Below are 13,153 nucleotides of genomic sequence, written 5' to 3'. Positions count from 1 at the left end.
GCCGCCATGCTTGAGCTGTGTATCAAACACCGTCAGGGCGACTTTGACGTTGATGTCGATATCACCGCCCCCGGCCAGGGCGTGACGGCGCTTTTCGGCCACTCGGGCAGCGGCAAAACGACACTTTTGCGCATGCTGGCCGGGCTCGATCGCCCGGACAGCGGGCGTATTGCGCTCAACGGTCGAACCTTTGTGGATACGACGCGGCGCACGTTCGTGCCGCCTCATCAGCGGCGGCTGGGCGTGGTCTTTCAGGAAGCGCGGCTCTTCCCGCACTACCGGGTGCGCAGCAACCTGACCTATGCGCGGCGGATCACCCGCGGCGTGGCCTTTGATCGGGTGGTTGAGCTTTTGGGGATAGAGGCGCTGCTCGAGCGCATGCCCGGCGCGCTCTCCGGTGGCGAGGCGCGGCGGGTGGCGATCGGTCGGGCGCTGCTGGCCGAGCCGGACATGCTGCTCATGGATGAGCCCCTGACCGGGCTGGACGGGGCGCGCAAGCAGGAGCTTCTGGACTACATCGTGCGCCTGACCCGCGAAATCGATCTGCCGATCCTGTTTGTCAGCCACGACCCGGAAGAACTCATGGCGGTGGCCGAACAGCTCGTGGTGCTTGATCGGGGGCAGGTCATCGCCAGCGATTCGATGCAGACCCTGCTAACGCGGGGCGAGATGGCGCCCTGGCTGGGCGGTTTCGAGGCCAGTTCGCTGCTGCAGGGCCGGATACGCGCCCATGATCATCACTATCACGCCACCCGCGTGGCGCTCGCCGATGGACAGTGTCTGACGCTGCTGCTGCTGGACTGCCCGGAGGGAGATCTTGTTCGCGTTCGCGTGCGACGCCGGGATGTGGCCATTGCGCTGTCGCATCACCGTGACAGCAGCTTTCGCAATCAGCTCGATGCGGTTGTTGTGTCATTGACGCCGGGTCGTGCGGGCACGCTTGAAGTGACGCTGACCCTCGGTGAGCAGATGCTTCAGTCGCGCATTACCCTGGAGGCGGCCGACGCGCTCGGGCTCAAGCCGGGGCTTGCGGTGGTGGCACTGATTCGAAGCGTCAGTCTGGCCGGATAGATCGGGACTTTTCGAGTGTACTGACTACTCTGAAACCAGCGCGATGATGTGTCATCCGTGGCCGTTGATCCGTCAGGAAGCGAGGCTCGGGATGCGTTGTTTCGCCATCACTTTTTGTGCGTTGTATGCCAAAACAGGGGAATGTCATGTTTGGTCTGCCGTATCAGGGTATCGCCACCTTCTTGAAAGCGCCGCAGGACAGCGCGCGGCCCTTTGCCTTTCTGGGGCTGCCCTATGACTGCTCGGTCACCTTTCGACCGGGCGCACGCATGGCGCCCAACGCCCTGCGTCGGGCCAGCATGATGCTGACCGACGGCCGCCACCCGGCGTTCGAGACCGACCCCTGCGCTTTGGTCAGCGACCTGGGGGATCTCGATATCATGCAGGTGGGACAGCACGATGCGCTGCGACGCATCGAGGCCGGCGTTATGGCGGCCTGTGAGCGCTCGCCCAATCAGACGCTGTTGTGTGCCGGCGGTGATCACATGACAACCCTTGGCGTTTTGCGCGCGCAGCGTCGCCTTCAGGGGCAGCCGCTGTCGCTGATCCATTTCGACGCCCACTGTGATACCTGGGTCAGCCATTTTGGCGATGACATTGGCCATGGCACCTTTTTGCGCAATGCCATCGATGAGGGGCTGGTGGCGCCGGAGCGTACCCTGAGCCTGGGGCTTCGCTCGCCGGTCGAGCCATCCACGCGGGACTGGCTGGCCGAGCAGGGCGGGCAGTGGCTGAGCTCACGGGATCTGATGCGACTCGATGGGGAAACCCTGGCGCAAAAGGTGCGCGAGCGCATGGGCGAATCACCGATCTATATCACCTTTGACATCGATGTGCTGGACCCGGCCCATGCGCCGGGGACCGGTACGCCCGAAATCGGCGGCATCACGACCATGAAGGCGCTGGAGCTTCTGGAGGCCCTGCGCGGCTTCAACCTGATCGGCATGGATGTGGTGGAAGTCTCGCCGCCCTACGACCCGCAGGAAATCACGGCACTGGCGGGCGCCACGCTGCTCTGGACGTTTATCGCCATGCGCGGCTGAATCAGGAGGGGGCAGCGCAGCCTACGGCGTTACGACTGCTTTTCTTGATCTGATAGAGCGCCTCGTCGGCCTGTTTGATCAGTACCTCGCCCGACAGCGGATGTTCGGGCGAGGAGATGGCCACACCGGCGCTGATGGTGACGTACTTGTGGGTGGGCGAGGGCTCGTGAGGCAGGCACTGCGCCTCCATGGCGGTACAAACGCCACGGGCAATGTCCATGGCGCGGTCAAGATCGAAATCGGGCAGCACGATCACGAACTCCTCGCCGCCGATTCGCGCCACAAGATCCGACTCGCGCTGGAAGATATCGCCAAGCGTCTCGGCGATGGTCTTTAAACACTGATCGCCCTCCGGATGGCCGTAAAAGTCGTTGTAGAGCTTGAAGTGGTCGACATCGATCATGATCAGCGCCACCGGGCGCTCAAGGCGATGCGTCAGGGAGAGGATGCGCGGCAGCTGACGATCCAGCAGTCGCCGATTGCCCAGCCCCGTCAGGGCATCACGGTTGGTCAGCGCCTTGAGATGCGCATTGCGCTCGTTAAGCTCCTGAATCAGCGTTTGAAACTCCCGCGCCATGATCCCCAGTTCGTCACAGCGGGCCTGCAACCAGGGCGGTGGAGAGTCCAGATGCTCGCCGGGTGACTGGCGCAGGGCGCTGGCATAGCGGGAGAGCTCGGTAATCGGGCGCAGCACCATGGCGCGAAACACCCACAGCATGATCATCATTAGCGCCAGCAGCAGTGTCAGCGCGCCCAGCATGGTCAGGGTGAAGCGCTCGATGCCGTCGCGCAGGCCATCGCGATCAAGACGGGTGGTCATCATGACCTGATAGCCGGGCGTGGCGCTGTCGCGCAACAGGGTCAGGCGCAGACTGTCGTCATTGACCGAGTCAATCTCAACGCTCGGTTGATCAACCTCCAGGCGCTGGCGAGCGGCAGAAAGGGTCAGGGTCGAGGCCACGCTGGTCGGGTCGGGCTGCCACTGGCCGGGCAGAAAGCGCACCAGGGTCAGCTTGCCGGACGACAGCGTGCTGGCCCGATGCGCGATGGGCCAGGTACTCAGCAGGGCAAATTCCGGGCTGACGCCAATGCGCGCCGTCGTGTCGGTGACGGGCAACTGCCTCTGGATCTGGCGTACCTGCTCAAGGGTCCACTGACACTCGCCTGTCGGAGTAGCGCAGGAGGTAAAGGCGCCGGTGATCGGGTTGCGCCCGGCCACCCAGGTCACGCCATCGTTGGCGTTGGTGATCAGCATCATGTCGGCGCCTTGTTCGGCAAAGACGGCCGGGGTGATATGGGTCTGCGGAAAGTCCGGCAGGCGGCCTTCCATGAAGTCCCGGGTACTGCCCCAGCTCGCCCATTGATACGCCATGTCAGCGATCATGCGCGCGTTGTTGTCGATACTCCTTTGCAGCGCGTTGGCGTGAACATGGGCGCTCTGGTGTTCTTCGCTGATCAGGTTGGGAATCATCAGCTGATGGAGAATAAACACCAGTATGCCCATGACCAGCACCAGCATGATCGAAAGCGTCACGATGAATCGGTTGCGCAGCGAATTAAGGTAGGGCATCGACAGTTCCGGCTGATGCGATCAAACAGCGCTTTAAAAAGGAGAGTTTGTACTCGAAAATCCCTCTTTTTAACGGCGCTGAGGGTGCAAACTTTATGATATGCCCGGCGATCGCTGCCGCGTGTGGCAGCTCGATTGCCATGACGTCACGATCGCAAAAAGCGAAAAGGGTAAACCATGTTAATTAATTTTAATTAAATTAGGCGTAAATGTCGTCATCCGACCGCTGCCCGGTTCGACGCCGTATCTGTGCGGACAGCATATTGCCGGGCGCGCGGATATGAGATGATCACGGCTATCTCGATGAAACAGCAGGTTATGTCATGAGTTATCCCCGTTTGCTGGCAGCCACCGTGTTGACCCTGCCGCTGTCTCTGTCGGCGCTGGCCGATGAACAAAACGATCAGAACACAACGGCTGCCAGTGCGACGCAAAAGGCCGAAGCACAGGCTGGAGATAACGCGTCATCCGGCAATGACAGCGCCGACAGCGCATCCAACCGGGATGCGGGCGACAGCGCCGATGAGGCCCCGGTTGCCGATAAGGGGCCGCGCCACGTCAGGGCCATGGTCATCACCACGTTCGGTCCCGAGCGCCGAGCCTGGGCCGAGAAGCTGGCCCCGACACAGGACATCAGCGTGCCCGGGCTGCACGGCTCGTTTGGCAGCGTCAGCTGTAACGATGACAATGTCTGTTTGATGACCACCGGCAAGGGCTATGCCAATGCCGCCACTTCCATTTCCACGCTGGCCTTTTCGCCGAAATTTGACCTGACCGAGAGCTGGTTTCTGATTTCAGGCGTTGGCAGTATCGACCCGCAGCAGGGCACGCTGGGCTCCCCCACCTGGCCGCGCTATCTGGTGGATTTCGGCATTCAGTGGGAGCTTGATGCCCGCGACATTCCCGAGGACTGGACCACGGGCTATCTGAGCATCAATACCCACACCCCCACCCAGAACCCGCATCAGGAATACGGCACCGAGTTCTATCATCTGGACGATGCACTGGTGGATCGCGCCGTTGAGCTGTCACAGAACGTGGCACTTGCCGACAGCGACAGCGCGGCGGCCTATCGCGCGCACTACGATAACGCCCCGGCCAATGAAGCGCCTGCCGTTGTGCAGTGTGACAGCGTCTCAAGCGATACCTGGTGGTATGGCAACCGCCTTGCCGACCGCGCCGCGCAGCTGGGCGAGCAGGTGGCCGGCGATGAGGCCCGCATCTGCACCGGCCAGCAGGAAGACAACGCCATTTTGACCGCGCTCAAGCGCGCCGATGAAGCCGGGCGACTGCAGCGCGAGCGCACCGCCGTGGTACGCGCCGGGGCCAGCTTCAATCGCCCCTACGAAGGGCTCTCCGAGGCCGATGGCCTGACCGGCTATGCCAAACAGGGGGGCTATACGCCGGCGCTGACCAACATGGTGCGTGCCGGCTATCCGCTGATTGCCGCCATCGTGACCGACTGGGATCAGTGGCAGGAAGGCGTACCGGAAAAGGCACCGGATGATGCCGGGGATCAGCAGCAATCCGGCGGTGAAACGTTGAGTGACGCCGAGAGCGAGAGCGGTGACGCCACTGAAGAGGCGGCCACGGCCGATGACAGCGATGAAGATCGCTCGTCAGACTGAACCCCTTTAAAGCCTGTGGATGACAGCAACGCCCGGCAAGCGCCGGGCGTTGCGCTGTTATCGGCCCCTGATGCCGGCACCCGACCTGCGCCGGTCATGAAAAAGAGCGATTTTGCGCGAGCCTGAATGTGAGTGGCCGCGTCTATACTCAGCCGACTAGAATTAATGTCAATCAAGTTTGGTGTGGAGCAGCAGGGCATGAAGATCATCCTGATGCGGCATGGGGCGCCGCGGGTGCGTTTTGACGAAAAGATGGCCGCTGCTGATTTCAGAGACTGGGTGGCCCGCTATCAGCTGGCGGGCCTTGATGAAGTCACGCGCTGTGATCGCGCGTTGTCCGTGGCCCGGGAGTGCGCCGCCGTGGCCTGCAGCGACCTGCCAAGGTCGCTTGAATCGGCGCTGCGCCTGGAGGCGGGCAACATTGTCTACAGCGATCCCCTGATGCGCGAGATTGATCTGCCTCACGGCAGCGGACGCTGGCCGACGCCGTCACTGCCGACCACCTTCTGGCTGGTCGCCTTTCGTGCGCTGTGGCTGATGGGCTATCACGGCAACGCCGAGGGACGACGGGCGGTTTTCAGCCGCGCCGACGCTGCGGCCAGCAAACTGGTCGAGCTGGCCCGCGAGCACTGCTCGGTGCTGTTTGTCGGGCATGGCATGATCAATCATCTGCTGGCGCGCGAGCTGCTCGCACGGGGCTGGCAGGGGCCCAAAAGGCCGGGCCGGGCGCACTGGCAGTATGGCGTCTATGAGTACCAGGGTCAGGCCATCGCCTGATCCCGTTATCATTCCACGCGCCCGGTCTGTCCGGGCGTGTCAGCTGCGGCGAATCAGGGTGCGTTCGACATTGATGATGCCGGGCACAAGCCGGCCCTCGAGGGCCTCCAGCACGCTGGCCAGGGCCAGTGCTGCGATGCGCTCGTGATCCTGCTGCATTGAATTGACCCGCAGTGGCAGAAAATCCAGCAGCCGGTCGTTGCCAAAGGTGGCCATCTGCAGACCGCGCGCCTGTAGCGCCGCCATCGAATATCTTGTCAGCAAAACATCCAGCGCGCCCTCCAGCAGGGTATAAGACGCCGTGACCAGTGCCCGGGGCATGTCGTGACGCTCGAGATGCTCGCGCATCAGCGCCATGCCGGTCTCCCGGTCATAGCGCTCGCCCGAGAGACAGTGCGCGCGTGCTGTCTGCCCGCCGTGGGTCGCTATCGCGGCATTGAAACCGTCACGCCGCTCCACGGTGTTGGCAAGCCCGGGCAGGGCATCGAGCCAGAGCACTTCTTCCACCTCGGGTGAGAGCACCGAGGTGGTCAGGGTCATGGCAGTTCGGCGGTTTTCACTGATGATGCAGGGCATCAGTGTGTCATCAAGCGCCCGGTCAACGGCCACCACCGGCATCCCGGCGCTGATCAGGCGCTGATAGCAGGCCTCTCCCGGCGGCAGGCTCGAGGCCACGATCAAGGCGTCACAGCGGCGGGCCTGCAGGGCGCTGAGCAGTTCGCGCTCGGTGTCCGGGTCATCGTTGGAGCTGACCATCAACAGCTGATAGCCCGCCCGCCGCGCGCCCTGTTCCAGAAGCTTGGCCAGCCGCGCATAGCTGGTGTTTTCAAGGTCCGGCAGTACAAAGCCCAGCGTCCGGCTGACCCCGCGGCGCAGGGCAGCCGCCTGAGCATCCACCCGATAGCCGTGCTCCTCGATCACCGCCATGACGCGCTTGACCGTCGCCTCGCTGATGCGGTGCTGGCGGGATTTGCCGTTGATGACATAGCTTGCCGTGGTCCGTGATACGCCGGCCAGGCGCGCAATCTCTGCAAGCGTCATGGTGTTGTTTCCCGATATGAAAGGCGTGGGGCTGTCGATACGACGTAGGTCCATACCATTGGTGCTTGATTCACCGCTCGTTCTCTTTCAGCATTACGGCAAGGAAAAGGTGACACGATTCAGCCATGCTGTCATGACCTGTTTCATGCCGTTCTGCGCTCGAGATGCCTCATCCGATGGCGCCGACCGCGCAGATTTGCCACTTACAAGGATCAATACGCCATGCTCACGCTGAAAAGTGATGCCGTTTTGCTCGATCAGCACGCCAGCGACTGGCGTGATGCGCTCAATCAGGCCGGCCGGGCGCTCATGGAAGGCGGGCTTGCCCGCGAAGGCTATCGCGATGCGCTGTTCGAGCGCGAAGAGCAGGCCTCGACCTGGCTGGGCAACGGCATCGTTATTCCCCACGGTACCCAGAAAAGCCGTGAGCATGTGCTGGCCACCGGCGTGCGCCTTCTACAGTTCCCCGACGGTGTCGAGTGGCATGACGGCAATCGGGTCCACCTGATCATCACCATCGCCGCGCAAAGCGATGAGCACCTCGACATTCTGCGCCAGCTCACCCACGTGCTCGACCGTGAGGGTGTGGCAGACAGGCTGGCCCGTGCCGGCGATGCCGAGGAAGTGGTGCGTCTTTTGTCAAAAGCGCCGGTCACGGCCCGTCTGGACGGCGACACCATCATCCAGGGGGTACCGGCGCGCTCGGCGCTGGAGCTGACAACGGCCGCCGCGGCTCGCCTTGAGCAACTGGGCTGTGTGGATCGTCGTTTCGTGGGCGACATCGTTGCCCAGCAGGCCATCTCGTTGGGCCAGCAGCTCTGGCTGGTGCGCAGCGCCACGGGTGTGACCCAGCCGGCGCTGGGCCTGGCCCTGCCGCAGGCCCACATTGACGGCGTGGCCGGTATCTTCTGTCTGGCCGAAAGCGGCAACGCTCACGATGTGCTGCTCGACCGGCTGGTCACCGTGCTGGAAGAGGGCAAGGGCGAGGAGCTGGCGCGTCTGGGGCGCGATGCGCTGCTTGCGCGGCTTTCCGGCGAGTCGGCCAGCGCCGAAACCGTTCGTGTCCGGGTGCGCAACGCCCACGGTCTACACGCCCGACCGGCCAAACAGCTGGTGCAGATCGCTCGCGCCCAGAAGATGCCGGTGCGTGTCCGGCTGGCCGAAGGCGGCAATGAGGCGGTCTCGGCGGCCAGTCTGACCAAGGTGATCGGACTGGGCGCGCGCCGCGGTCAGATGCTGATCTTTTCCGCCGAGGGCGAGGGCGCCCGTGAAGCCGTCGATACCATGGCCGAAGCACTGCGCGGCGGGCTGGGCGAGGAAGTCACACCGCTGGGGGATACCAGCGATGCGCGCCCGTCGCGCAATCGTCAGACCCCGCGTGACCCGGTGGTAGCACCGCCAGCGGATACGCCGCTGACCGCCGTGCCGGCCTCGCCCGGCATGGCGATTGCCCCTGTATTCGTGATGCGCCCGCCGGAGTTTCATTATGAGGAGACCGCCTCTGGCCGTGCGCTGCAAAAGACGCGCCTGGGCGAGGCGATTGTTGAGGCCGAGCAGCAGCTCGAGGAGATGATCCGTGCCGCCGGCGGCGAAGTCGCCGAAATTCTCTCCATGCATGAAGAGATGCTGGGCGACCCCGAGCTTCGCGAGGCCGCCTATGAAGCGATCAACGAAGGCAAAAGCGCCGAGGGCGGCTGGTGGCGCGCCATCGATGTGGCCGCCCGCGCCCAGGAAGCGCTGGCCGATCGCCTGCTGGCCGAGCGCGCCGCGGATCTGCGCGATGTCGGCCGGCGCGTGCTGGGCAATCTCTGCGGCGTGAAAATGCCTGATCCGCCGACCCACCCCTATATTCTGGTGACCGACGATGTCGGGCCTTCCGATGTGGCACGTCTTGATACCTCGCGGGTGCGCGGCATCCTGACCGCCCGCGGCGGCGCCACCTCCCACAGCGCCATTCTGGCCCGCGCGCTGGGCATCCCTGCCGTCGTGGGGGCCGGGGAAACCATCATGGCGCTGGAAAACGGCATCGACATGATTCTTGACGGCGAGCGCGGCCGCGTCATTCCTTCGCCCGACCCGGCGCGTCGTGCCCGCACCGAGCTCTCCATTCGCGAGCGCGAGATCCTTGAGCGTGACGCCTTTGAGGTGCGTTTTGACCCGGCCGTGACGCTGGACGGCCATCGCGTCGAGGTCGCCGCGAATCTCGGCAATACCGCGCATGCGGCAGACGCCGTCGAGCGCGGCGCCGAGGCGGTCGGGCTTTTGCGCACCGAATTTGTTTTTATGGCGCATCCGCAGGCGCCGGATCTGAACACCCAGATCGCCGAGTACGCCCAGGCCTTCGACGCTTTGGGCAAGGACCGGGCGCTGGTCGCGCGCACGCTGGATGTCGGCGGTGACAAGCCGCTGGACTACTGGCCGGTCCCGGCAGAAGACAACCCCTTTCTGGGGCTGCGCGGCATTCGCCTGGCGCTGACGCGACCGGAAGTCCTCGAAACCCAGATTCGCGCCCTTCTGACCGCCGCTAAGAATCGTCCGCTGCGCGTCATGTTCCCGATGGTCAAGGATGTGGAAGAGTTTCACGCTGGCAAGGCCATTTTTGATCGTGTGCAGGCCGAGGTTCAGGCACCCGATGTGCAGCTGGGGGTGATGATCGAGATACCTTCCTGTGCACTGCTGGCGCCGAGTCTGGCCGAGCATGTCGATTTCTTCTCGATCGGCACCAATGATCTGACCCAGTACACCTTGGCGATCGACCGTGGCCACTCCCGCCTGTCGGCGCAGGCCGACGGCCTGCATCCGGCGGTGCTGCGCCTGATCCAGATGACCGTTGACGCGGCTCACGCCAAAGGTCGCTGGGTGGGCGTGTGCGGCGAGCTGGGCAGCGACCCGCAGGCGATCGGCGTGCTGATGGGGCTGGGCGTGGATGAGCTGTCGGTGTCCAGCCGCCAGATTCCGCTGGTCAAGCAGCGCATCCGCAGCCTGAGTCTGGAAGACAGCCGGGCGCTGGCGCTGCGCGCGCTGGCCTGCCCGACGGCCGCCGAGGTGCGCGCCATGCTGGAGTCGCTGACATGAGCCGGGTACTGACGCTTACGCTCAATCCGGCGCTGGATCTCTCCATTCGTCTGACGGCCCTGTCACCGGGCTGCGTTAACCGTTCGCAGGAGAGTTCGCTGACACCGGCCGGCAAGGGCAACAACGTGGCCCACGTTCTGGCCCGCCATGATCATCAGGTGGTGGCCGGCGGCTTTCTGGGGCGAGGCAATCAGGCGCCGTTCGAACGGGCCTTTCATGAATGGGGTGTGGAGGATCGCTTCATTCGAGTGGCCGGCGACACCCGCGTCAACGTCAAACTCTCCGAGGCCGACGGTCGGGTGACCGATATCAACGGCGCCGGTGCGCCGGTGGATGAAGCGGCCATGACACAGCTGCTTGATGATATCGAGGCCGGGGCGGACAACCTTCATGCCGTGGTGATCTCCGGTAGCCTGCCGCCGGGTGTGGCGCCCCAGTGGCTGGCGGCCCTTATCGGGCGGCTCAGAACGCAGGGGTTACCGGTGTGGCTGGACAGCAGCGGCGAGGCGCTGATGCAGGGCGCGCGCGCGCGTCCCGCTTTGATCAAACCCAATGAGCATGAGCTGGCCGAGTGTGTTGGTCGGCCACTGCCGGACGAAGCGGCGCTTATGGCGGCCGCCCGTGAACTGCAGCGCGGTGGCATTGAAAACGTCCTGCTGTCGCTGGGCGCCGAGGGGGTGGTGTGGCTGTTTGACGGCGGCGCGTTACGCGCTCGTCCGCCGCGGGTAGAGGTCGTCAGCACCGTGTGTGCCGGCGACACGCTTTTGGCCGGTACGCTGCACGGCGTGCTTGAAGACTGGTCGCACGAAAAGACGCTGCGCTTTGCCACGGCGCTTTCGGCCGATGCCGTGCGCCGGATTGGCGTGGGGCGCTCGGATGTTGAGGACTTTGCCGCCTTGTGCGAGGCGGTCTCCATCGAGGTGCTGACATGATCACGCCCTTGATTTCTTTTGAGCTGCCTGCTGATGACAGGCGCGGTCAGCATGGCGACCAGTGGTTGGCACTGGCACAGGAGTGGTTTGCATGAATATTGTTATCGTCACGGCCTGCCCCAGCGGCACGGCGACGACCTATCTGGCGGCGCGCCGGCTCGAGCAGGCCGCGCATCGGCTGGGCTGGCACACGGCGGTCGAAATGCAGGGCCAGTTTGACCCGGCCACGCTCAGCGATGAGCAGATTAAAGCGGCCGATCTGGTGGTCGTGGCCGCCAGCCGACCGGTAACGCTGTCACGCTTTACCGGCAAGCCGCTCTATCGCGAGCGCCTGGAAGCCGCACTGCCGGACCCGGACGGGTTTTTGTCCCGCGCCTGCGAACAGGCAACGCCCTGGCAGGGCAGCGATGACGCGCCGGCAGCGGCGGTCGACGTTCCAAAGGCTGTCGAAAGCGACAGGGTCAAGCGCATTGTGGCGGTAACGGCCTGTCCGACGGGCGTGGCGCATACCTTCATGGCCGCTGAAGCGCTGGCCGAGGCCGGGCGCAAGCTGGGCCACGAGATCAAGGTTGAAACCCAGGGCTCGGTCGGTGCGCAGAATCAGCTTACCGATGACGAGATCGCGGCGGCCGATATCGTACTGCTGGCCTGTGATATCGAAGTCGATGACGAGCGTTTTGCCGGCAAGCCGGTCTATCGCACCTCGACCGGTACGGCGCTGAAAAAATCCCAGCAGACCATCAATGACGCGCTGGCGGGCGCCGCGGTGGAAAGTGCGGGCAGTGCCCCGGCCGGTGGCGAGCGCAAAAAGAGCATGAAAGAGCGCGGCGTCTACAAGCACCTGCTGACCGGCGTGTCCTTCATGCTGCCCATGGTGGTGGCCGGCGGTTTGTGTATCGCACTGTCATTCGTCTTCGGCATCGAGGCCTTCCAGGAGGAGGGCACGCTTGCCGCGGCGCTGATGCAGATCGGCGGTGGTACGGCCTTTGCCCTGATGGTGCCGGTGCTGGCGGGCTATATCGCCTACTCGATTGCCGACCGACCCGGCATCGCGCCGGGCATGATCGGCGGCATGCTGGCAAGCACCCTGGGGGCCGGCTTTATCGGCGGCATCATCGCCGGTTTTCTGGCCGGCTATACCGCGAAACTGATCGCGCAGAAGCTGAAGCTGCCGGCCAGTGTCGAATCGCTCAAGCCGATTCTGGTGATCCCGCTGCTGGCGAGTCTGGTGACCGGACTGGTGATGATCTATCTGGTCGGCACGCCGGTGGCCGGCATGCTCTCGGCGCTGACCGATTTTCTCAATAACATGGGCTCGACCAACGCCGTGCTGCTCGGGCTTTTGCTGGGCGCGATGATGTGTGTGGATCTGGGCGGGCCGATCAACAAGGCGGCCTACACCTTTGGCGTCGGGCTTTTGTCGACCCAGACCTACGCGCCGATGGCGGCGATCATGGCGGCGGGTATGGTGCCGGCGATCGGCATGGGGATCGCAAGCTTTCTGGCGCGCTCGAAGTTTGCCGAGACCGAGCGTGACGGCGGCAAGGCGGCGTTTGTGCTGGGGCTTTGCTTTATCAGTGAAGGCGCGATCCCCTTTGCCGCCAAGGACCCGCTGCGCGTCATTCCGATCTCGATCGTGGGCGGGGCCATTACCGGCGCGCTGTCGATGTACTTCCAGATCAAGCTGATGGCGCCGCACGGTGGGCTGTTCGTGCTGCTGATTCCGGGCGCCGTCAATCAGGCGCTGCTCTATCTGCTCTCGATTGCCGTGGGCTCGCTCATTATCGGTGTGGCCTATGCGCTGCTCAAACCGGCGCAGCAAAAGCTCGAGGTGCCGGAAGGGGCCTCTGCCTGAGCCATGGACTGCGCCGAAACATGAGGCGCGCGTTATCCGAGGGCCCCATTGGGGCCCTTTTTTGTGGCCGGCGATGGAAAATCACGGGTGTTTCGGGCCAAAAGGGGGGCTAGGCCATTACAATGCGCCCCTGATCGACAAGAGGGCCGCGCAAGGCCGAC

At 64.1% G+C, this 13,153-nt stretch carries 9 protein-coding genes and 1 pseudogene; 8 read left to right on the top strand and 2 right to left on the bottom strand.

Annotated features, from left to right (window positions below; all coding sequences use genetic code 11):
* The first annotated feature begins 6 nt into the window (after positions 1 to 6).
* Positions 7 to 1,071, top strand: a complete 1,065-nt coding sequence (gene modC / locus ACS92L_RS08545; RefSeq protein WP_438764228.1) for a molybdenum ABC transporter ATP-binding protein — start codon at positions 7 to 9, stop codon at positions 1,069 to 1,071.
* A gap of 146 nt (positions 1,072 to 1,217) precedes the next feature.
* Positions 1,218 to 2,114 (top strand): agmatinase, encoded by an 897-nt coding sequence (gene speB / locus ACS92L_RS08540; RefSeq protein WP_438764227.1) that lies wholly within the window; start codon positions 1,218 to 1,220, stop codon positions 2,112 to 2,114.
* Position 2,115: 1 nt separating this feature from the next.
* Here the strand turns inward: speB and ACS92L_RS08535 are convergent, their stop codons facing one another.
* The gene (locus tag ACS92L_RS08535; RefSeq protein ID WP_438764225.1) at positions 2,116 to 3,684 is read right to left on the bottom strand and encodes a diguanylate cyclase domain-containing protein; all 1,569 of its coding nucleotides are present in this window, start codon (positions 3,682 to 3,684) and stop codon (positions 2,116 to 2,118) included.
* A 323-nt stretch (positions 3,685 to 4,007) separates the two neighbouring features.
* Here ACS92L_RS08535 and ACS92L_RS08530 point away from each other — a divergent pair, with 323 nt between their 5' ends.
* Together ACS92L_RS08530 and ACS92L_RS08525 are read left to right on the top strand one after the other, a co-directional pair.
* Positions 4,008 to 5,312 (top strand): purine-nucleoside phosphorylase, encoded by a 1,305-nt coding sequence (locus ACS92L_RS08530; RefSeq protein WP_438764224.1) that lies wholly within the window; start codon positions 4,008 to 4,010, stop codon positions 5,310 to 5,312.
* Between the two features lie 165 nt (positions 5,313 to 5,477).
* A complete protein-coding gene (locus ACS92L_RS08525; protein WP_438764223.1) occupies positions 5,478 to 6,089 on the top strand; it encodes a histidine phosphatase family protein in 612 nt (203 codons plus the stop codon).
* Positions 6,090 to 6,128: 39 nt separating this feature from the next.
* Here the strand turns inward: ACS92L_RS08525 and cra are convergent, their stop codons facing one another.
* A complete protein-coding gene (cra, locus tag ACS92L_RS08520; RefSeq protein WP_438764222.1) occupies positions 6,129 to 7,130 on the bottom strand; it encodes a catabolite repressor/activator in 1,002 nt (333 codons plus the stop codon).
* A gap of 222 nt (positions 7,131 to 7,352) precedes the next feature.
* Here cra and ptsP point away from each other — a divergent pair, with 222 nt between their 5' ends.
* The 4 genes and pseudogenes from ptsP to ACS92L_RS08500 all read left to right on the top strand — a co-directional run bounded on the left by ptsP (position 7,353) and on the right by ACS92L_RS08500 (position 12,992).
* Complete coding sequence (ptsP, locus tag ACS92L_RS08515) at positions 7,353 to 10,205, top strand: phosphoenolpyruvate--protein phosphotransferase (RefSeq protein ID WP_438764221.1); 2,853 nt, start codon at positions 7,353 to 7,355, stop codon at positions 10,203 to 10,205.
* Positions 10,202 to 11,137 carry a 1-phosphofructokinase gene (gene pfkB / locus ACS92L_RS08510; RefSeq protein ID WP_438764220.1) on the top strand — a complete coding sequence of 312 codons (936 nt, stop codon included), beginning with the start codon at positions 10,202 to 10,204 and terminating at the stop codon, positions 11,135 to 11,137. Before ptsP ends, pfkB begins: the two co-directional genes overlap by 4 nt.
* Before the next feature lie 91 nt (positions 11,138 to 11,228).
* Positions 11,229 to 11,444 (top strand): annotated as a pseudogene (locus tag ACS92L_RS08505) (PTS fructose transporter subunit IIB); the annotation flags it as partial.
* A 207-nt stretch (positions 11,445 to 11,651) separates the two neighbouring features.
* Entirely contained in the window at positions 11,652 to 12,992 is a 1,341-nt protein-coding gene (locus tag ACS92L_RS08500) for a fructose-specific PTS transporter subunit EIIC (protein WP_438768443.1), read from the top strand.
* Positions 12,993 to 13,153 lie beyond the last annotated feature (161 nt).

The organism is Kushneria halocnemicola, from assembly GCF_965650455.1.
GTDB lineage: Bacteria > Pseudomonadota > Gammaproteobacteria > Pseudomonadales > Halomonadaceae > Kushneria.
This window is presented reverse-complemented; position numbering and strand designations above follow the sequence as displayed.